The 21,481-nt window shown below is 35.2% G+C and carries 25 protein-coding genes; 3 read left to right on the plus strand and 22 right to left on the minus strand.

What is annotated here, in order from left to right; all coding sequences use genetic code 11:
* Positions 1-134: 134 nt before the first annotated feature.
* Positions 135-842 (plus strand): PRD domain-containing protein, encoded by a 708-nt coding sequence (locus tag E6139_RS21475; protein WP_316405589.1) that lies wholly within the window; start codon positions 135-137, stop codon positions 840-842.
* A gap of 27 nt (positions 843-869) precedes the next feature.
* Here E6139_RS21475 and E6139_RS21480 read toward each other — a convergent pair whose 3' ends face one another.
* From E6139_RS21480 to E6139_RS21560, 17 genes are all read right to left on the minus strand, one after another.
* Positions 870-1,577, minus strand: a complete 708-nt coding sequence (locus E6139_RS21480; RefSeq protein ID WP_316405590.1) for an HAD family hydrolase — start codon at positions 1,575-1,577, stop codon at positions 870-872.
* 63 nt (positions 1,578-1,640) lie between these two features.
* Positions 1,641-2,927, minus strand: coding sequence for a class II D-tagatose-bisphosphate aldolase non-catalytic subunit (locus E6139_RS21485; RefSeq protein ID WP_316405591.1), 1,287 nt, complete (start codon positions 2,925-2,927; stop codon positions 1,641-1,643).
* A 270-nt stretch (positions 2,928-3,197) separates the two neighbouring features.
* Positions 3,198-4,292, minus strand: coding sequence for a PTS fructose transporter subunit IIC (locus tag E6139_RS21490; RefSeq protein WP_316405592.1), 1,095 nt, complete (start codon positions 4,290-4,292; stop codon positions 3,198-3,200).
* Between the two features lie 15 nt (positions 4,293-4,307).
* The gene (locus E6139_RS21495) at positions 4,308-4,622 is read right to left on the minus strand and encodes a PTS fructose transporter subunit IIB (RefSeq protein WP_316405593.1); all 315 of its coding nucleotides are present in this window, start codon (positions 4,620-4,622) and stop codon (positions 4,308-4,310) included.
* Between the two features lie 11 nt (positions 4,623-4,633).
* The gene (locus E6139_RS21500) at positions 4,634-5,107 is read right to left on the minus strand and encodes a fructose PTS transporter subunit IIA (RefSeq protein WP_316405594.1); all 474 of its coding nucleotides are present in this window, start codon (positions 5,105-5,107) and stop codon (positions 4,634-4,636) included.
* 1 nt (position 5,108) lies between these two features.
* Entirely contained in the window at positions 5,109-7,028 is a 1,920-nt protein-coding gene (locus E6139_RS21505; RefSeq protein ID WP_316405595.1) for a BglG family transcription antiterminator, read from the minus strand.
* Between the two features lie 434 nt (positions 7,029-7,462).
* Positions 7,463-7,699: a hypothetical protein gene (locus E6139_RS21510; protein ID WP_316405596.1), complete on the minus strand. Its 237-nt coding sequence runs from the start codon at positions 7,697-7,699 to the stop codon at positions 7,463-7,465.
* A gap of 172 nt (positions 7,700-7,871) precedes the next feature.
* The gene (locus E6139_RS21515) at positions 7,872-8,615 is read right to left on the minus strand and encodes a LytTR family DNA-binding domain-containing protein (protein WP_316405597.1); all 744 of its coding nucleotides are present in this window, start codon (positions 8,613-8,615) and stop codon (positions 7,872-7,874) included.
* Positions 8,616-8,617: 2 nt separating this feature from the next.
* Positions 8,618-9,910: a GHKL domain-containing protein gene (locus tag E6139_RS21520; RefSeq protein WP_316405598.1), complete on the minus strand. Its 1,293-nt coding sequence runs from the start codon at positions 9,908-9,910 to the stop codon at positions 8,618-8,620.
* A gap of 151 nt (positions 9,911-10,061) precedes the next feature.
* Positions 10,062-10,265 carry a hypothetical protein gene (locus E6139_RS21525; protein ID WP_316405599.1) on the minus strand — a complete coding sequence of 68 codons (204 nt, stop codon included), beginning with the start codon at positions 10,263-10,265 and terminating at the stop codon, positions 10,062-10,064.
* 290 nt (positions 10,266-10,555) lie between these two features.
* The gene (locus E6139_RS21530; RefSeq protein ID WP_316405600.1) at positions 10,556-11,761 is read right to left on the minus strand and encodes a tyrosine-type recombinase/integrase; all 1,206 of its coding nucleotides are present in this window, start codon (positions 11,759-11,761) and stop codon (positions 10,556-10,558) included.
* Between the two features lie 53 nt (positions 11,762-11,814).
* Entirely contained in the window at positions 11,815-12,015 is a 201-nt protein-coding gene (locus tag E6139_RS21535; RefSeq protein ID WP_316405601.1) for a DUF3173 family protein, read from the minus strand.
* 8 nt (positions 12,016-12,023) lie between these two features.
* Entirely contained in the window at positions 12,024-12,164 is a 141-nt protein-coding gene (locus tag E6139_RS21540) for a DUF3789 domain-containing protein (RefSeq protein ID WP_316405602.1), read from the minus strand.
* A gap of 309 nt (positions 12,165-12,473) precedes the next feature.
* Positions 12,474-12,677 carry a helix-turn-helix domain-containing protein gene (locus tag E6139_RS21545; RefSeq protein WP_316405603.1) on the minus strand — a complete coding sequence of 68 codons (204 nt, stop codon included), beginning with the start codon at positions 12,675-12,677 and terminating at the stop codon, positions 12,474-12,476.
* Positions 12,678-12,727: 50 nt separating this feature from the next.
* On the minus strand, positions 12,728-13,117 hold the full coding sequence (locus E6139_RS21550; RefSeq protein ID WP_316405604.1) for a hypothetical protein: 390 nt from the start codon (positions 13,115-13,117) through the stop codon (positions 12,728-12,730).
* Between the two features lie 20 nt (positions 13,118-13,137).
* On the minus strand, positions 13,138-13,602 hold the full coding sequence (locus E6139_RS21555; RefSeq protein ID WP_316405605.1) for a hypothetical protein: 465 nt from the start codon (positions 13,600-13,602) through the stop codon (positions 13,138-13,140).
* 231 nt (positions 13,603-13,833) lie between these two features.
* Positions 13,834-15,108 (minus strand): GHKL domain-containing protein, encoded by a 1,275-nt coding sequence (locus tag E6139_RS21560; RefSeq protein WP_316405606.1) that lies wholly within the window; start codon positions 15,106-15,108, stop codon positions 13,834-13,836.
* A 149-nt stretch (positions 15,109-15,257) separates the two neighbouring features.
* Between E6139_RS21560 and E6139_RS21565 the strand changes: the two genes are divergently transcribed.
* Positions 15,258-15,779 carry an accessory gene regulator B family protein gene (locus tag E6139_RS21565; protein WP_316405607.1) on the plus strand — a complete coding sequence of 174 codons (522 nt, stop codon included), beginning with the start codon at positions 15,258-15,260 and terminating at the stop codon, positions 15,777-15,779.
* Positions 15,776-15,919 (plus strand): cyclic lactone autoinducer peptide, encoded by a 144-nt coding sequence (locus E6139_RS22915; protein WP_410470559.1) that lies wholly within the window; start codon positions 15,776-15,778, stop codon positions 15,917-15,919. The genes E6139_RS21565 and E6139_RS22915 overlap by 4 nt, the downstream gene beginning before the upstream one ends.
* A 24-nt stretch (positions 15,920-15,943) precedes the next feature.
* On the opposite strand, the gene E6139_RS21570 is transcribed toward E6139_RS22915, so the two are convergent.
* The 5 genes from E6139_RS21570 to E6139_RS21585 form a co-directional block, all read right to left on the minus strand.
* Entirely contained in the window at positions 15,944-16,702 is a 759-nt protein-coding gene (locus E6139_RS21570) for a response regulator transcription factor (RefSeq protein WP_316405608.1), read from the minus strand.
* 33 nt (positions 16,703-16,735) lie between these two features.
* Positions 16,736-16,969: a helix-turn-helix transcriptional regulator gene (locus tag E6139_RS21575; RefSeq protein ID WP_316405609.1), complete on the minus strand. Its 234-nt coding sequence runs from the start codon at positions 16,967-16,969 to the stop codon at positions 16,736-16,738.
* 305 nt (positions 16,970-17,274) lie between these two features.
* Positions 17,275-17,892 carry a phosphatase PAP2 family protein gene (locus tag E6139_RS22920; RefSeq protein ID WP_410470560.1) on the minus strand — a complete coding sequence of 206 codons (618 nt, stop codon included), beginning with the start codon at positions 17,890-17,892 and terminating at the stop codon, positions 17,275-17,277.
* A gap of 30 nt (positions 17,893-17,922) precedes the next feature.
* Positions 17,923-20,718 carry an FtsX-like permease family protein gene (locus E6139_RS21580; RefSeq protein WP_316405610.1) on the minus strand — a complete coding sequence of 932 codons (2,796 nt, stop codon included), beginning with the start codon at positions 20,716-20,718 and terminating at the stop codon, positions 17,923-17,925.
* A complete protein-coding gene (locus E6139_RS21585; protein WP_316405611.1) occupies positions 20,718-21,419 on the minus strand; it encodes an ABC transporter ATP-binding protein in 702 nt (233 codons plus the stop codon). The genes E6139_RS21580 and E6139_RS21585 overlap by 1 nt, the downstream gene beginning before the upstream one ends.
* Between the last annotated feature and the right edge of the window lie 62 nt (positions 21,420-21,481).

The following is a 21,481-nucleotide window of genomic DNA, read 5'->3' on the forward strand; positions in this document are numbered from 1 at the left end:
GTTTCGTCAATTTCACGAAAAGACCCTTGCACTTATTATACTAGAAATCCCTCTGAAACACTGAGGTTACAATAAAATTCAATGATTCAGTAGACATTACTTAAAGATACATCAATTTAAGGAGGGAAATTTTGATGAACAACACAGATGCCACTGCGTCCTACTCAGCGCTATCAGATCGCCAGCTTATAGCATCTTTAATCGAACTGGCTACACAAAAGTACACCCTTGCCGATAATTTCTTATTAACCAACAATTTGTCCTATTTTCTCTTTAATGCCACTGAAAATATTCCTATGACTTATACTTATCCGCTGACCTCGATTGAGATCATGGAAAATCTTTTTAAAACAGAGGTTGATTTTTCAAAAGAAGCAGCTAGGCGAATCGAGGAATATATTCAACGACCGTTGAAAAAGACGGATTATTTAGTTTTGGCAGAAGCTGTGATCGCAGCTAACTATCAATTAAATATCAATGCTCATGAACAAGAGAAGTTTATTCAGTTAATTCATTGTCTGCTATCGCAAATCACAGCCAACCTGCAATTGCCTCGTTCCTATTTATTCGTAGAAGCTGCCCGTTTGGTGCGCCACCTCAAATTTTTATCCCTGCGTATTTTGAAAAATAAGTATGACACTGCCGATTCCGATAATGACCTCTATTTCTACGTTGCCGAGCATTACTCTAAAGAATTTCACACCGCAAATCAGATGCGCGTGTTTATCACGGAGAACTTTGACTTTGATCTATCGAATGACGAAATCAGCTATCTCGCGATGCATTTTCGTGAACTTGGACGACAGTATAAAGAGAAAAAAGAACTTTTGAGCAACATTTAAAAGAGCGGTGATAATTACCGCTCTTTTTTAGAAGCCTTGTAAAATAAGCGAGGTTAAGACCTTTTTCAAACTTAGTTGACTGTCAACGATAAAATCACTGAGGATCATTGGATTCGTTGGCGCATGATTGCGATGATTGATCCAAATAGACTGCCAACCAACTCTTTTAGCTCCTAAGACATCATTGTTGAAGGAATCGCCAACATAATATGTCGTCGGCTTTTTCAAACTCATTTTTTCCTCGGCCAACTGAAAGAGTCGGCTATCTGGTTTCGCAAAGCCGAATTCACTAGAAATAAAAATATTCTCTTCAGCTATCCAATTGAATAAGTTTAGCAACTCAATTTTCCTTCTTTGATGTGCAGCCGGTCCATTAGTAATGATTCCTATTTGAAATTGATGCCTCTGACACAAATCCAGTGCCTCCTTCATTTCAGGTAGTAATTCAATTTGCCCCTGATAATAATGATAATCGTGTTGGAAGTTCTCAGCTTGTTGGCTAGTGATCTTGATATTGAATCGCTCCAGCGCCTTTGTAATCCGATAAATCTGCATATCAAGCAGGCTAAGCTTGCCATGTTCAACTTGGTCAAAAACTTGATCACTATAGCTTCGACTAAATTTGAACAATACTTCTAGGGGCAGCTTGAAGTCAAAGTTCTTTTCGTAGGCTTGTTGAAATGGTTTCAGCTGATCGTACAGTGTATCATCTACATCAAAAATAATCGCGGTCACTCTTCTCTCTCCTTTATAAAAAACGAGACACTCTACATTTGAATGATGAGTGTCTCGACGTCCTTATGCTTGTACTTTATTCAAATCTTTGATTCGACTAGTCACACCATTTAGGTTATAGCATTCTGCATAATCACGAATCGGGCGTTTGATATGATCGATCACATAGCGTTGACCATCAATGTTATGCGCCTTCAAGTTCTCATACATTTTTTCGATCTCTGCTATTACTTCATCATCATTGAAGGTATAGTGACCAGCGATATCTAGGATTTCTGCTTGGAGCTCTGCATCATTTTGAGTCATGATTTCTTCAACAGTTAGATTTTTTTGCTCTCCAACCATCCATTTTCTCCAGCGTTCGCTCTTGATCGCATGCTCTAACAGAACATCACGAGTATTTGATGCATCTTTGATTAAACCATTTCCGACTAATTTTGCTTCTACTGCTGCTAGGTTCAAGTATGCCCGCGTTTCTTCTGTTCCATATTGCGGTGCTACATTTGTCGCAGTGATTTGTGAGGGAATATGCTCTAATAACGTTACATCATCCAAGTAATCGCCATTATGTTCCTTCAAACCAACGCCATATTCCTTCGCCATTTGTGCTAAATCGTAAGCATTTTTGAAATTGAATGTTCCAACTTGTTCCGTCTTCCGTGTCAGTGTTCCCGTTTGACCAACAATAAAGGTTGGCATCGGCAGACCGCGTTTTTCTAATTCATCCTTCAAGCGTAAAATGAAGGTTTCATACGTTTCAGTCGAAGTTAAGCCGCCGTTCGTTTCTTCCGTTCCCACTTCATAGCCTATCTCTGGTAAATTACGTGCTTTACGTTCTTGTTCACAAAATTCGATCAAGTCAACCGTTCTGGCTAATACTGTTTCCAACGGAATCACTTTTCCGACTTCAAATGGATCTTTGGTTGGGTCAATCATTAATAAATCAAAGCCAGCTTCAATATCTGCTACATAGGATTTCTTGCCCAACTCCATAGCTATTTCCGTTGGCAGATGATCATTCCGCTCTTTGTCACGCTGCCAAGGCCCGCCATGATCGCGACATAAATAGTAAAGATTGTCATAACCGATCGCTTGTGCCACTTCCTCCACTGCTTCAGCAAAAGTAAATTGATTCCAACCATTTACATAGCCTCCGCCTAATTCATCGGCGTCCACTTGGTTTCGACTCGCAATAAACATCACCGGATAATCATCGTCCTTAGATAACTCAAGCGTCGCTTGTACACAGTTTTTTGACATCGGTCCAATTCCAAGCAAGGTTGCACTTTCTCCAGTTGCCTGCAGCTCCAGCAACCCTTCCACTACTGTCTTAATAGGTAATTTTTTCATCGTATCGCATCTCCATTTCCTGTCATTAAATGTAAGCTTCTGTCCCTTACCACAATTAAAGTATATGCCTGATGAAACCTTATGAATATTACATTTAACTGCAACAAGTCAATGCATTTGATGGATGACTTGTTGCAATACTTTAAGGAACTTGTTGCAACAACAAAGACTTTCTCACGTTATTTATAAATACGAAAAACGACAAAGCAAGATGAGAGAAACTCACCTTTTTTGTCGTTTCAAAAATTTATTTTTGCCAATGTTTGAGCCTTATTTCGCTACTTCAATCTGCTCGTTCGTTTCTTCATTTTTTTTCTTTACTGTTTCATCGGCTAAGCTAGGTTTAGTAAAGTGAAGAATCCCTGCTGAAATGACTGCACCAACGATGATCGACAGGGCATACCATAGTTTGCCATTAACCACCGGCAAGATGATGAATCCTCCGTGAGGAACCAACGCTTCTACACCAGTCGCCATTCCCATTGCACCACCGACAGCACTACCGATGATGATCGCTGGCAACACTCGTTTGATGTCCTTCGCCGCAAAAGGAATAGCGCCCTCGGTGATACCAATCAATGACATGAAGAAAGCTGAAATCCCTAAATCTTTGTCTTCAGGTGTATATTTTTTCCTGTCAATAAACGTTGAAATGGCCATTGCCAATGGTGGAATCGCACAAGCAATCCGGTGTGCACCGTTTGGTCCATAAACGCCTTCCGCCATCAAAGCCAAGGTAAAAGCTGTCGCGGTTTTATTGATTGGACCGCCCATATCCACCGCAGTCATGGCACCTAAGATCAAACCTAAAATTAACGCGCTGCCGCCTTGCATTTGACCCAGCACTTGAACCAGCCAATCCATCGCTGCTCCAATTGGCACGGCAATGATATAAATATAGAACATGCCAAGTACAAAGGTCGTTACTACAGGAACAATCAAAATCGGCATAATTGTTCGGATGGTTGACGGAACTTTCCACGTTTTACACCAACGGACAAAGTAACCTGCCGCCACACCCATGATCATAGCACCAAGGAAACCAGTTTTGATCTGTCCTTCACCAATCGGATTGTTCGCCACAAACCCTAAGATCATTCCAGGAACTAAACCAGGTTTTCCAGCCAGCGAATTGGCAATATAACCTGATAGCAACGGAATCATCATCGCAAAACCAGCCGCACCCAAGTCATTCAGGTTTTGCATGAAAGGGCTCGTGATTTCCATCCCAGCATCAGTCGCTTTACCAGTCGCCAGCGCCACCGCCAAGAAAATCCCCCCAACGACAACGGATGGCAACATGAATGATACCCCAGTATTAAAGGCTTTCTGCAAGTCTTTAAAGAACTTATTCTGTTTTTTCATTTTTGTAGTCTCCCCCTATAGTTTCTCTGCTTCGTCAATATACTTCGCTGGATATTTGATGATATCGCCCGGCTCCACGGTTAATGTTTTCCCAGAGTCCATTTTTTCTTCAAAGCGTTCTCCGTCTTCCACATCGATCGCGACTGCCATGATCAATACGTCTGCTTGGTCGATATCCTCTTGTTCCAATTCATTTTCGATCCCCATGCTGCCTTGTGTTTCGACTTGGACTTCATACCCACGTTTTTTGCATTCCTTTTCGATGGCTTCCTGAGCCATATACGTATGCGCGATCCCGGTAGGACACGCTGTAACTGCTACAACTTTCATTGTTATTCCTCCTAAACGTCAATCGAACTTAATTGTTCGTAAATTTTATTTTTGTCATTCTCGTTTAATAGCTTTTCTCTAAACTCGTCATCTAATAATCGTTTACTTAATTGCGAAATGAATTTCAGATGCATTGTTCCTTCACTGTTTTGCGGCACACCGATCAAGAAGATCAAACGAACCATTTCCTCATTTTCTTTAGTCCATTGAAAAGCCTCTTTTACTCTGATAAAAGCAATAAATGGATGCAAAACGGTTTCATTTTTTCCGTGAGGAATTGCGATATCATAGCCGATTGCTGTTGGTACTTCTGCTTCACGTTTCTTGACTGCTTCATATAAAACATCCGCATCCTCTACATACCCCACGAACTCGGCTGTCTCCACGATGTGCTGGATCACTTCGTCTTGGTTGTCTAACTCACTATCTAATAAAATTAAATCCGTCGTAATGACGCCTCTACTGCCTTCCTGAACTTTTTCCACTCTAATCACTCCCAAGTTTTCTGTACAACACTTCGTTTGAGGTTGCTTCACGTAATTGTTTTAGTTGTTCGTTGTCGTCGATGATGTTATAAATATCCGATAAAATATTTCTCGTTTGAAAGGTATCCTGTTTGGCTATGCAAATTAGGAAGACTAGATCGACATAGTATTTGTTCCATTTAAATTTCTTTTTGTTCTTTATTACCACGATGATCGTTTGATTGACATAGGTTGAATTTCCATGGGGAACCGCTGTTCCAGTCGGCAGATCTGTGCCGCCTAATTCTTCACGCTCTTGAACCGTTTGGACAAACGGTCGCGTCACAAAATTATTCTCGATAAGGGTTTCTCCGACTTGCTCGATCAGTTCTTCCTTAGAGGAAAAATCCGTATCAACAAATACATAGTTTTTGTTGACGAATTTCATTAAATGATGGGAGCGAACCAACTTCACCACTTTATTCTCGATCGATGGTAGAAATTCAGAAGTTTTCACCCGTTCAATATCTTCTTTACTCAAAAATGGTGACACTTGAATGACCTCTTTTTTAGGAATCTCTACTTTCACTGTGGAAATTACCAGATCATACTCATCAAGATTGGTCTGTTCCAGCTCAGCCACCGATGCGATTTCGAAGGTGTCCAATGATGGTAAAATACTTTTGATCCGATTGATCAGTAATTCGGAAGTGGCAATACCCATTTGGCAAACGATCAAAATTTTCCGATTCATTCTTGCTCGTTCAATCGCTGCTTGGAAATACATCGTCAAAAAAGCGATCTCATCTTCGTTAAAGCTAATTTCCAATTCTTCTTCATATTCACTAAGCACAACCCAAATGATATTAAAGGTCATTGAAAACTCATTTTTAATCTGAGCGGTAAAAGGATTCTCTGTTTTGTTGTTTGATTTTAAGCGATAGATCATGGGCGGAATATGATTTTTCAATTGTTCCTCCAGCTTTTGATCACTGGCAAAGTTAATATTCAAAGCAGCCGAAACTCTTGCTAGCAGACGTTCAACGATTACCTCATCGATCTCGTCATCTGGCAACGGTTCGAAACGATTTGAAATCAATTGCAGCGATAAGTAATGAACATCCTCGTTCGTATAGCTGAGCTCCAAGCGCAACGCGGCTTTGTGTAACATACGCACCGCACTTTCTTCAAAAAAAATCGTTGCCTCATCGGAATCTGTTTGGAGCAGCTCTTCAATATGATGCCCTTTCGCAATCCGGTACACTAAGATGATAAAAACACTCAAAATATTCTGTACATAGTAATCAGAAATAGCATTCACGTTCTCTCGAATATAGGTGTACAAAATATTCGAACAAACACTCATCAAGCTCTCGCCATAATAAGCATTCAACAATTTGATTTTCTCCGCGAAGTCTTCATCTAAGTAGACCTCTGAATTACTTAACAAGTAGCGATTGAATTGCAGCATGGCTTTTTGCACATCTTCTTCGGTTCCCAGCAATGACGTTCCATGAACATCGCTGCATAATTTGATCTTAGAACCGACATTCAAGATCTTCATGATAAATTCAAAATCCTTAATAATTGACGACTTACTCACCATGAAATTGTCTGATAAGTGGTTAAAGCTAACAACTTTTTCCTCAAAAAGCAGCAAATTCATAATTTCAATCCTGCGGTTAAAGGTGTAATAGATGTCACTTCCTTCATTCTTTTCTTTGATCACTCCAACTTCTTTGAATCGTTTAAGCGCAATTCCAACGCCGCGCTTCTTTTCAAGATATTCACCCGAGCTTTGGAGATATTCGTCAATAATCCCCAGCTCGCTATGGGTCGTTCGTTTAGATACACCCAGCTTGCTTGCAAAATACTCCACTGTTTGAAAGTCACTCTGTTGCGTCAACAACTCCAACAACTCTTTTTGTCTTTTTGTAAGCATAATGATACACACTTCCTTACTATCTAAAATAAAGGCCTTAATCTTTGATAGCGTTATCATGATCATGACTTTATTATAGATGGGCTTTTATCGATTGGATATTACAATTCCTTGCAACAAGTAGCTACAACATCAAGTCAACTTGTTGCAGAGAAGGATGTTGCAAGAAGATACTTTTCTCTCTTCATTATAAAATCAATCGTTACGCAGATGGAGATAGCGTCTAAATTAATTCAATAGCGATGGTGTTAAAAAAATGCAAAAAAAAAGACCACCGTGACTTTCACGATGATCTTTCCCCTATAGCGTCCCGTCTATCAAAAGATAGAGCATGGTTGCCAGTACAAGGATTATTCGAATGTGAATGCTGATCTTTAATATGAAGAAAATCACCAGCAATCCTAAACAGCAGGCAACGATGAATAGCCTTTTTCTCATACATAAACGCCGATATACCCGCCGCCAATGGCTTTGTAATAATTGATTCTTTGCTTTCCACGATAAGTTTTCGGCGGCACTCCTTTAAACCATTGCTTTAAAGTCACCGCCCGAGTTCCAACATCTCCTGTTTGATTATCAGAACCCGCATACTCGTTTTCAGCTCCCAGTGCGGAGACTGGAGTCGTTGCCAATACCGTTAATAATAAGACTGCGATCATTTTTTTCTTCATAGTTAGTCAACCTCCTTATTCGAATACCGTATATCATTCAACTAAAGTATTTGAAAAATCAGCTAACTGCTTCTGTTAGAGAATTTTCTTTCCAAAAAGTTGAATTGACATCCAATAAATCAAATTATAAAGGCTAATCTAGGTTTTGTTCGAAAAATATCCTAAACGAACATTATTTTGTCTTAATCGCTGATTCTAACTGCTTAATTAGTCGAATAGAAAGAAAGCATTTCTCTCCATTGGTCATGGTGACCTCTCTTTTTTTCTTATCGATCAGCTGGATATTTTTATAATTGATCACATAAGATTTGTGGATTCGTACCAGTAAAGGAGATAATTCAGCTATATCATTGATTTTCCCGTAAAACTCCAATGTGCTGTTGGCAAGATGCAGGATTAGCTTATGGGGTGTCGATGCCGTTTCAAAAAACATCACCTGTTGCAAATCTAATATTCGAATTTGACTACCGATCTTTAGTTGAATAAAGTCATCCGCTTTTTGGGCTTCCTTGAGGAAATGCCGTTGAGCCTGATCTAAGGCTTCTTGAATTCTTTCTCGGACATCCGTGATTTCCCCTTCTTTTAAAATATAGTCCATCGCTTCGACTTTGTATTTAAAAGTTAGAGACAGCAGCTCATCGTGAGTGGTAATAAAGATGATTTTGCCATGAATATCTTTTTCCCTAATTTTGGCTCCTAATTCAATACCGTTCATCTCACATTTCAAATCAACATCTAAGAAATAAATGCCTCGACTGTCAGGATGCCTCTCTAAATAGTCTATAATCCGTTTAGGATCGCCGGTACTAACCCTGATCTCCATATCCAGCTCTTCAATCAGCAGATATTTTCTAATGAAAGACTCTATTTGATTTCGCTGAACCTCATTGTCCTCACAAATAAAAACTCCTAACACAACTACCCCTCCTCACCAATCACAATCACCTTTTGAATGAAGCGCTGCTCAGATATGATTGTCTCCAGCAAAATATTCGGCTCCATCGCTGTTAGCTCGTCAATGTTGGAAAGACCAAGCCCTCTGCCTTCGCCCTTTGTCGAAAACCCTTTTTGTTTCAACACTTGCATCGGTTCGATCTTTTGTCGCGCTGTATTTTCTATTACAAAAATCGTGTCACCTTTGACAGAGAAAATACCGATCAGCAGTTTTCCGCCTTCAATCGTTTCGACTTCTTCAATCGCATTATCTAATAAAATACCAAGTATGCGGATCAACAGCACCGAATCCACTTTCTGATTGAGTCTGATTCCCTCATCCGCTTCTATCTGCACATTGAGATTTTTCTCTTGAGCCGCTAGCAATTTCATAGTTAAAATACTTTTTATATCTAATGAATCGATTTTATTCAACTCATCTGCATGCAGGATATCAGTGCCAGCAAGATTCTTCGTTTTTTGAACACTGGTTTTAAAAAATGTCTTCAGCGCCTCAAACTCATCATTTTCAATATAGTATTCGATCGACGTCAGTAGGTTGACGTAATCATGACGAAATTCGCGAATCCCCTGATATTGATTTTTTAGATCTTCGATATATCGTTGGTGAATATTATACTCCAGCTGCCTTTTCTCCGCCTCGATTTTTAAATCTTGATTACTCGAGATGGATTGAATGATTACTCCACCAAGAAAAGCAAAAATAAGATAAAATACAGCTACAAATATTTTTAGGTAAACGTTTGATGCATAGGCAGCGATTGTGAAATACGAAAAGTAAACAATTAGTGATATTGTTAACAAATACGCGGTCAGATTTACTTTTTTCTTCCTTCTAATCAAAGGTAATCCCCATTTTTTATAGAGGCCACAACTAAGAATCAATAGACCATAATAGAACAAAAGAAATATGAAAAAAAACAGAATACTTTGTTTTTCTATAAAAAAGTAAAGTAACGGTTTAGTCACTTGACTAGCTACTAACTCGATAACACACGCACTAGAAACGATTAGTAGTGAGGATACAACATTTCTTTCCTCCGCATTTTTCAATGACAAAATCAAAAAGAAGATATACATCACTACAACGTCCAAGTAAGTGAAATAAGATCCGACAATCACTCCAAACAACAGAATCAACGGAACCAGCAAATAATTGATCCTTTTTTTATTTTTGATATCGTCCAAAATAAAATAGTTAATTCCGAAAGCTAATAAATGGGAAAAAGATAAAAATGTAATGATTGCTGACGGCATTTGATTGACCCTTCCTTTTTTCAGATATATCAAGTATACCAAATTAGAAAGGGATGAAAATTGAAATTTCAATAATCTTCTTACCAATCAAAAACATCAAAATAAAAAGCAGCTCACCCTGAGCCGCTTTCTATTAACCATCTATTCTAAATTATACTCCTCGATACATATTCCGAACTTTTCTAGTTTTATGCGGAGTTACCGCATCAACAAACAGCCAAATCAAGAATATCGCCAAGGCTATTTTTAACAAGCTCCAAATAATGTGTCCTGCGATCGTAATCAAAAGCACTGCGCCAAACACAGCCAACATACCCATAAAAATTGTTTTTACTAATTCAAACCCCGTTTTCATTTTTCATTCCTCCACTTGTTTTGTATGAACTTAGTTTATCAACTTCTTAACTTTTTTACTTCAAGCGGAAGATTGATTCTTTCTACGTCTTGCGGAGGAGAAAATCCGCTGAATGAAAATTAATAGTAAAAAGAAAGGTTTTATTTTAGTCTTTTATTGATTTTTTTTGCCGTTTTTACTGAGTTTTACTACTACTTGCGATACATCTTATTTACGAAATTGGGAGTAGAAATGTTGATTTAACAACGATTCTAATCTCACTGGTAGAAAAGTGGAAAACGCGGATTTCTTTATACTAATTCATGTTCTATAGATTTTTCATTAATAACAATAGTAGGAATCACTTTGTCTAAAACATCTACCACCTGTTTATCGGACTTCGCATATAAATGTCCATATGTTCCTAGAGTGATTTGGATACTTGCATGACCAAGTCGTTCTTGAATAACAAGCGGTTGGATATTTTTTTCGATCAGCATAGCAACGTGTGAATGTCTTAAAGCATGAAGTTTAATGGGTGTCACTCCTGCTTCTCTTGCATAATCTTTTAACCAATTTGAAAACGAGTATGATGGAGTAAATGTTCCATCTAATTGAGCTAAGTATTCAAAATGACCAATCCTACTTTGAAGCTCTTTCCATTTCTTCAACTTATCACTCAAATTTTTACCAATTCCAATCGTCCGATAAGATTTATTAGTTTTCGGCGTGGAGAAATACCAATCATTTTTTGTCTTATAAATCAGGGTCTTTTCTATAGTAATTTGTCTTTTCTCGAAATCAACATTTTCCCAAGTTAGTGCTTGAAGTTCGCCTATACGCAAACCTGTATAGAACAAAAGTTCAAATACTATCTTTCGATGATGATTGTAAAGCGACGTTTCCTTTATAACATCCATTACCTTCTGAAACTCTTCAATCTCCCAGAACTCAACTTTTGAATTGTCCTTTCGAAAGAATGAAACATCGTTTACAGGGTTACGATCGATTATTCCTTCGTTCACCGCACGAGCCATTATAATTTTTAAATGTCCCAGTATTCTATTAATGTAGGACTTTGATAATGTTTTGATTTCATCTCGATTTCGAGAATTCCGAGTGGCGGTTTGGCTCAATTCATTAATCCAATCCTCAATATCATGATTCGTAATGTCTCTAACCTTGATATGGTAAAAATACTTCATCTTTTTTCCATATATGAACTGAGCATTCTCATAGGTTTGTCTCTTAACCTGTTTTTCATACCAGTTAACAAAACGTAAGCGATAAAATTCTTCAAATGTTAATTGACTCATTGAATTATTTTTCGGTGACAAAATCTGAGGGAGACCATGAGTGAGCATATACCTATCATAAGCACGCTTTGCTTCTTTTTGTGAGTCAAAGCCTCGCTTCGTTTTTTGGATTTTTTTCCCATTTTCATCCGTTCCTAAATATGCTCGAAAGAACCATTTCTTTGTTTTCTTGTCTTGATAAATATTTTTAATTTTAGCCATTTATTTCTCCCAACAAAAACTGAAAAGAATACCTACTTTAATTTTACCGCGTGTCACAAAATTTGTATGCTGAATAATTTTTCAATGATTCTCGCTGGTACTATATTTACTTGGCGATTATCATAAAAATCTATTCCTTCTACGGTAACTAGGTGTTCTTTAGATTCACGAATCATTTGCTTTGCCTGAAATGGTTTAAAGCCCAAATCAATCAAGTCATTAGAACTGACCATAATCTCGAACTTTGTTTTCATTTATTCACCTATTTGATATTTTTCATTTCTTCATATAAATGGCTTTTCAAATTCTTTTCAGCAGCAGCTCCTACTTGTAGGATGCACATAGTAGCAACGCCTATGAATCCTCCGAGCATGAAGAGAGCTACTCCAATTACTATACTCATATTTTTTCCTCCTTGTACCTTGTCTATTGTCAGGCTCCCCATTTGCTAATTATGGGGACATAGGAATCTCACCTCTCCGCTATTTACGCCGAGCTTTACAGAAGTACCATTATCATTTCAAAAGTCTTCGCAATATAGTAGCAACCTATACTCTATTGCAACTAGGTAATCGCTTTGATTCATAGATTATCGCGCTAATCCAATAGTGGCTCCTTTAGAAATGTTTCGTTCCTGACAAGAGTATTCTGTTTTCAAAGATCATTTGTTTTTCATTAATTAAATATCATCAATCTCACTTTTTGAAACCAACTATTTCAAATATCTATTTATGTCAAACTTTTCAAGGGCTATATAGAATCTGAGATATAGTTCTTGATAGCAATCTTCATCAATTGAAAATGAGTTTCTTTTTGCAAGTTTTCTTATTAATAAGTCAAACTGGGACTGTAATGATACTAACGACTCTTGATCGCCTTCTTTAGCTTTACGGATAAGCGGGACTAAATTTTCCATATTGTTCCTCCTAAATGTATGGTTCATACAATTGGAGGAGGTCATATTTGTTACTGATTCCTTTGTAGCTTTTTTAGAGCTGCTCTCTTTTTTTTTGAAATTGCTTGGCTTGTCAGGGAATATTCTTGACCAATTTCGAAATCGCTTTTTTGGTAGACGTATTTTTCAAAAAGAATACTTTTCTCTTGCATGGTTAAACCATTGAACTGTTCATTTATATCAGACAAATTTTCTTTTAGTTCAAGTAATTTTAGAGGATTATCTGTTGATTCTAAATCGTGTAATTTAATCTTCCACAATTCAGATTCAGTGTAATTTTCCTCGTAACTTAATAACAATGATCGTCTCTCACTGTTTTTATAGTATTTATTCGCTTGATTCAATAATGCAGAGTGAACGTACTTGACAAATATATATGAGATTTCTTTTTCTTCTAGCATTCAGCGACCCTCACTAAAACTCATTTTTTGTATTGCCAAAATCCACGACAAACTCGTTCCACTGGAATCGATGAATCTTGGTGCAATCTTGGAAGTATATTACTTGATAAATTATTATAAGAAAGAGTCATTTCAAATTCATTGATAATTCTACTTAAAATCTCTTTATTGCTTATTGGAGTAGGACTTTGTTTTAAAATGTAGATAATGTTCTTTGAGATCCTGTCAAAGGATACATAATGGCTGGTTTTACAGCTCCTAAATCGCATATCTTCTTGATAAATTTTATCCCGTTCAAAACTTTTATTGTCATTGAGCTTTTTTATTTCCAGACCTTTTTCCAACTCCTCAGTCAGTGGGTTTGGCTGCACATTATCTTTTTGGGCCAATTCTTCCTTTAATTTGAAGTATTGTTTGCTCAACTGCCTTCTTTGTTCAGATATTTTTCTCATTCTTGAATATATTTTTTCCTTCTCTATATTCACTCTACTATCCCCTTTCACTACTATAAATATCCAAACCTTTCCATTTTGAAACTAAAGAATTAAAAAAAACGATAATTCGCATTAGAATTATCGCTTTGCAAAAATAAGTGATTTAGTTTAAGAAGTAAAGGAGGTGTATTGATAGGTAGTCGAAATTTCATGTGATAAACTAGCGGGATTCTGCTCTTCAATCAAATACTACCATAGCCTTTAAATGAAGTACAAGTTTTGTTAATTATACGGTAGAACCACTAATACTTTGAAACAATTATTTTTAGTATCGATATCAATTACGCCATCATACTTCTTAACAATTTCTTGAATCGTAATCAGTCCAAAACCATGTTGATTGTTATTGGCTTTACTAGTCTTATTTATATTCACAGTGCCTTTATATGGATTTGCGGCACAAACGTACATGTGTTTGTGATTTGTTACTAAATCTAATTCTAACCATCGCTCAGAAGTCTCCTTAAGTTGAATATTTGCTTCTAAAGCATTATCAATTATGTTTCCTAAAAGGACTGAGACATCTACATCATCTATATCGAAATCTTTGTTTAAAATATTGGCTTCTAATCTCACAGCAATTTGATTCTTTCCCGACAGTTCATAACAATAATCGATCATTGAATCAATTGCTATATGATTAGTTGAACTCTTAGCTAATGATGAATTTACTGAACTTAAGTAATTATCCAGTTCTAGTATTGCTTTATCTATTTGATTATTTTTCAGAAGTCCCTTAACAAGTACTAAATATTTGTTCGTATCATGAGTCTTAGCCCTGACCTCTTTAAATTGTTGGACTTTCTTCTGGGCAATTCTTCTTTGATACTTGAGTTCGATTTCTCTTTGGATCAATTTATTTTTAGTTTCTAATGACACAGCAATAGTTTTTAATAAAACAAAGAAACAAAGGTTTATTCCTCCTATGAGCATAAGAGCCATTATCTTGTATCCGACTGATCGCAAATCAAAAAAGAAAATAAGTGTGAGTGTTAATGAAGACAGAGGTATTAATGCATAATATATTTTACTTTCAAAGTAAATAATTTTTTGTACCTTAAATACAAAAGATGAAAGCAATTCTATCAAAATAATTAAAAATATTGAAGCCACTAAGATGGATAAAGCTCTATCAATATATGAATTTAAAAACGGAGTTTTTGTTATTAACATAATTGCTGATGCAGCAAGTTCTTCCGCTACTGCTGCCAATGAGATATAGGAAATAATTAAAAGAAGTTTAATTGGATTTTTTCCAAAATAAAGGGTTGTATATGCTAGTAATGTTACTGTCGTTATGCCTATTCTTGTAAATGGAGACTCTATAAATTGTGTTGAAGTGAACAGCATTAATAATCCAAGAAAAAATGTCCAGACTTCTTTGTACCATATCGATTTTTTCCTAATAAGAACGGCAGAAAAATATTGATAGATAATTATGTTCTCTAATGCAGAGGAACTTATTGAAATAAAAAATTCCAAGATGTTAATGTTCATTTTTTTCTCCTATTAGATTCTTTTTATCATTTTGACCACTTAGAACCAAAATAACACTTTATGGCACCGAGCATAAAACAAAACTTGTTTCAGTGCTACTATCTATTCATAAACTGTTTTGTTGCTTGGCAAAAGTAAAGGATGTAGTAATGAGTAAAATTGTAAAACTTCTGTCTTACAGAATCATGAGGTATGACAAATCGTGGGATAAATCCAAGGAAATATTAGAATACTCCATTACCCTTTTTTTCGAGACAGTATTTGTACTTCTAAGCTTTCTGGGAATAAGTTTAATGTTAGGTAAGCCCCTAACTGGTGTTACACTAATAATTACTCTGGTTTTGGTGCGAAATTATTTTGGAGGAGGTCACGCACCATCTTTTAGAGTTTGTTATTGTGTATCTAATTTGGCTTTTTTGGTAGCAATGCTCTTTGTTATTAATGGAAAGTATATTTCACATTTTGTCATCAGCATAGTCATGATACTTTCAGTATTCTTTTATACCTACAAGAGAACTCAGATAAAAAAGAATCTATACTTTTCTATTTTGACGGTTTCTTCAACCCTTTTGTTTTTAGAGAATATTCAAATCGGATATTCTTTATTGGCTAGTTGCTTTTTTACAGCGCTAGCAGATTTGATTTTTATACGCCCGGAGGTGAAAAAGTGAAAAATAAATTTGAGATTGCAAAGATAGTAAGCTCAATGCTAACCATAGTTGCTATTTTGGGAGCAAACTCGAAATGCTTAGTATTTGTTCATGAACCCAAAAAACCAAAAAGCCTTGATAAGTATCGAATTTTTAAATAGAAAAAGAGATTTGGAATATTTTTACTATTCCAAATCTTTTTTTCTATTATAGGTTTTTAGCATGAACTTTGCATAGATATCGTTGAGATCTTTTTTTATTCTTCTAGAAAGTGGATATTGAATTCCATTATCCATAACAACAGAAGATGCAGAAATTCTATTCAAATAGTTCAGATTAATTACTATTGATCGATACACTTTGAAAAAATCAAAATCTCTCAGGTCCTCCCAATATGTGTTTAGTCTACCAGTAGTATCATATGATCCTTTCATTGTTGACACAGAAATCCATCTTTTGGGAGAATCGATAAGCTCAAAAGATACGATTTCATTTTTGCGTAATATTTGTTTTTCTCCACCTGATCTCAGTTTGATAGTTATCAGATTTTTATCGTCAAGTTCAGTCAATTCATGATAAAGCTTTAAAACTAGTTCTATTAACTTTTCACTATTTAACGGTTTAACTAAATAATGGTATGCCGAAACATCAAATGATTTGAAGACGTACTCACTATGGCTTGAAATAAAAATAATTTTTACTGTCTGATCACAAAAAAGATTTCTTATTGATCCAGCAACTTCAATTCCATCACTTTTATCTAACTCAATATCAAGTAATAAAATATCAAGTTGATTATTGTTATAAAAATTGATTAGTGACTCACCATTATTGAAAAAGAAGAGCTTAAAATCAAGTTCCATATTTACTGCTGCTAATGCGAGAATTTTCCGAATAAACTTTAATTCATTTTCATCGTTATCGCAGATTCCAATTTTTATCATAAATTTAAACTCAGCCTCTATATTTCAATTTGATTAACTATTAGTATCATACTTGTCATTTCTATTATACGGTGAGGGTTCATCTGTCAATCCAACAAGATAATCAATACTAGTGTGATAAAAATACGATAAATTTATTAGTACCCAAAGTGGAATTTCTCTTTCACTTCTTTCGTATTTCGAATACAATGATTGATCACAATGGAGAAACTCAGCCACCTCTCTTTGTTTTTTCTCATGTAACTCTCGTAGTTCTTTTAATCTCATTGTTTGCACCTCGGATGTTGATTTTACACTATTCAAACATTAGAGGCACATTATTGGACTTATAGTCCTATTAAAAAGTATTCCTATTTTTAAATTATTTGAATTTTAGTGTATTTAAAAATAGAAGAATTCCTTTTTCCGAGACTTACGAAGAGGCAATGTCATTACATTGATGAACTTAAATCAAAAAAAGAAACCCAAATTTGTGTTAATTACAAATTTGAGCTTTTTCTGATCCTCACACATTTAGTTCAAGGGAAAGAGATATAAAAGTTTCAACAGTTGCTTTTATATAGTGTAGTAATCTAAACAAGAAAAAGGAAATTTGTTATAGATACTAAAAACAAACCTAGAGATAATCCACCCAAAATATCTGAAGGGTAATGAACTCTTAAGATGACTCTACTAATAGCTATTAAAATAATCAAGCAAAACACAGCTATTGATAGAATTAAACTAATTAAACCATCACCGATACTCTGATTTAACAGGAAAAATAGAGTACTATAACATATAAGAGTACTCATTGTATGTCCGCTTGGAAAGCTGGTGTTAGTCGCTCTCACCAATTTCTTTCCACGGGGACGCCTTCTTCTAAAAATTAATTTGATTAAAAAATTACTACCAATTCCTAAAAGAAGGTTATTGATTAGAATATATGGAATATAAGAAAGTCTTTCTTCAATGAGACAGATAAGTATCAAAACAATTGATATACCAATAATTGTTGGTATACTTCCTAAACTACTAAAAAATTTGCATACAGAAATGATTCTTTTTGAGTTCATTCTATGGAGTATCAGTAAAATTGGGATGTCAAATTTTAACAAATATTTTTCATTTTGAAGACTCAAAATTCCAATTATCAGAAAGATGATGAGAAATATACAACCTAAGACCACAAATGATATTCCATTTTGCATTCTACACCAATCCTTTTATTTCGTTTAAAGTTACTCATTTGACTTAAGGGATTCCAACATGTTAATTCTTTTTATCTTGGGCATCATCATGAAATTTACAAATATAGTATAAAAAAGCACACAAGTCGCAGCGTAAATGAATGGAGCAAAACTTAATGACTTATCAAAAACATAGAATTCGGTTTCAATAGACTGTATTACTTGTAAAAAGAGAAAAATTCCTAAAAATAGTCCGATAATGGTACCCATCACTGATAGTCCAATGGTTTCGCGGAAAACATAGGCATTCGTTTCCTGGTTATAAAAACCTAACACTTTGATAGTTGCTATTTCTCTTTTTCTTTCTTCAATATTTATGTTCGTGACATTGTATAAAACCACAATAGCGAGTAGACTGGCCAAAACGATCATAATTATTACGACCATGTCTATACTTTTCAAATTCTCTTTTAGTTCTTCCATTTTCTCATCTGACAATTCAACATTGCTAAATGCTTTAATGTTACCTGTCTTTTTCTTAACGGTGCCAGAATTTACCTTATCAGGTATTTTAATAAAAGCAGTGTTTAAACTTAGCTTTTGATCAAACTTCTCAGTGTATAATTTACTAGAAATATACAAGTAATTAAGTTCGAGGTTTTCTGAGATACCTGTAATCCTCATCTCTAAAAAATCTGCAGAATCTAGTAATTTAACTTTAATCTTATCTCCGGTATTTACGTCAAGAATTCTGGCAATATTATTTGTTAGGACTACACTATTTTGAGAAAAATCGATCTTACTCTTTTTATTCTTCAAGTCAATGAATTGATTGATTTTTTTTGAATTATCGAGAGTAACTAAATTTATAAAATGTCTCTCCTTGTTGGATGAGTCGGATTGAATTTCTATTGATTCTTCTCTTAACAAGAGGTATTCTGACACATTCTTTTTATCATCAAGGAAATCCCAAAAATCTGATGAATCAGTTTTTCCTTCTTTAAGACTACCTACTAAATCATACTTCATTATTTGCTGATATTGTTGTTCAGGGAAATGATTCGCACTACTTCTCAGAGAAAAACCAGTTACTAACAACGCTGTACTTCCTACAACTCCGATAATTGTCATGGTCATCCTCTTCTTGTCTAAGAAAATATTTCGTTGAGTTACTTTTTGAGAAAAAGAAAGTTTCCCCCAGATAAAGGTTAGTTTTTCAAGAAAAATTCTCTTTCCTGATGGAGGCGATTTTTGTAATAACAGTTCTGATGTCGTATCTTTCAAATTTTTTCGAATAGTTAGATAAGTAACAACAGTTGTAATCAGTAGCATCGTAACTATAGAAAGAAATGCAAATAGCCAATGAAATCTTAAACTTGGATCTGGTACACTATATTGATGAGAATAAGCATCCCAAACAATTTTTGGTAATACTTTGAAGCCTAAAAAAACTCCAAGGACACTACCGCCTAATGTAGCAGAAATAGAATAACTTAAATATCTCCAAGCAATTTTTTTATCTGAATAACCTAACGACTTGAATGTTCCAATCAGAATCCTTTCATCATCAATCATTCTAGTCATAGTAGTTAAGGAAACTAAGGCAGCGACCAAGAAAAAGATGATTGGAAAAATGGAGGCCATACCGGCCATACTCTGTGCATCTCCTTTATAAATTGCATAACCTTGGTTTTGACTTCTTGTCTCAAAAAACCACTGAGGAGATTTTATTTCTCTTAAGTCTTTTTCCTCCTTGTCTATAGTTTCTTGTGCTTTCCTTAATTCACTGGTAGTTTTGGCTCTTCCTTCTTCAAACTTTGAATTTTTCTGATCGTATTCAATTTCAGCCTTTTCAATTCTGTCTTTCATTGAATCGAGCTCGAAGATTTTTTGATTATACTCTTCTATTGACATAGATGATCTATTTTTTTGAAGAGTGGCATCTTGAGTAACTAATAAATTATTTTGAATTTTTAAGTCATCGCTTGTTTGGCTAAGTTGATTTTGAATTTCATTAAACTCTCTTTCAACGTCATTCCTTTTTAAGGATAGCCTTTTCTGAGCTTCCTGAACTTCTTCTTTGACTTCAATAAATCTACCCTTTGCTTGAGGTTTGGAAAAACTTTTTAATTTTCTTACTTCTTTATTTACTTTCTCCTCATATTCATCAGAAAAACTATTTAATTTATTAGTCGATTTAAATTTTACAAAAATTTCTGATTTTATTTCACTTATAAAATTTTTTTGAGGAGTAAACAAAACAAAATCTATGCTCCCGCTGCCTTTTGATGTATTTGCTTGCTTATTATGTGGGTACATTGGGCTTTTTACTATTCCTACTACTTTCAGTTTACTATTATGAATAGCTCCTTCTAAGTCCTTGGAATCAAGATGAACTGTTTTTTCAATGGTAATATTTTCCAATCCATCAGGTGGAATAACGATAACCGTTTCATCTCTTTTTTTTGGGAGTCTACCTTCAATAACTTCGAGTGTATTCAATTTATTTTTTTTATTGGAGTAACCATGGATTCTCATAGTATATTTTTCATTATCTACTTCTCCAATTGAATCAATGCAATTTCCTTCCTGAACAACTGACACTCCATCTATATTTTTAATTTTATCTACATCTGACTCAGTAAAACCTAATGGAGACTGTAACCTCACATCCATTAAATTATACTTATCAAAGTAATTATTTGCTGTCTCTCTCATTTCTGGTGCTATCGCGAGAAGTCCTGCGAACACACCTGCGCCCAAGAAAGTAACACTAACTAATGATAAGTATCTTCCCAGTGTTTCAAAAATATTTTTACGGCTACTTTTATTAAACACTTTGCCCATTACCAAACAACTCCCTCAGCTGAAATTGGATGTCTATTAATTTTTTCTTCAACAACTGTTCCACTTTTTACCCGAATAATTCTATCTCCTATTGATTCAAACGCTGTATTGTGAGTGATGATTACTACTGTCTTTTCATGCAATCTACTAGTTTCTTGAAGTAACTTCAAAATATTCTTACCAGTCTCATAGTCCAGCGCACCAGTCGGTTCGTCGCATAATAATAACTCAGGGTTTTTAGCTATGGCTCTTGCGATAGCAACTCTTTGCTGTTCACCTCCTGATAGTTGTGAGGGAAAATTATCTATTCGGTGAGATAAACCTACTTGATTCAATGTTTCCATTTCATCTAGAGGATTCTTACATATCTGAGAAGCAAGTTCGACATTTTCTAACGTCGTTAAATTTTGAACAAGATTATAGAACTGAAAAACAAATCCAACAGATTCTCTTCGATACTCAATCAACTCTTTTGAACTGTACTTGCTAATATTTGCATCCCCAACTGTAATTTCTCCACTGGTAACATCGTCCATTCCACCTAACATATTTAGAATAGTTGTTTTTCCAGCACCGCTTGCTCCAACAATAATAACTAACTCTCCCTTTTCGATACTAAAGTTAACCCCCTTCACGGCTTCAACTTCAATCTCTCCAGTTTTATAAATCTTTTTTACATTTCTAAACTTTATAAATCCCATTTTTTTCCTCCATCTAAATAAATATATTAAATATACGATATACTCTGTATATTCAGTTTCAT

It is taken from the genome of Enterococcus sp. (genome assembly GCF_032555305.1).
In the GTDB taxonomy this organism is placed as follows: domain Bacteria; phylum Bacillota; class Bacilli; order Lactobacillales; family Enterococcaceae; genus Enterococcus_A.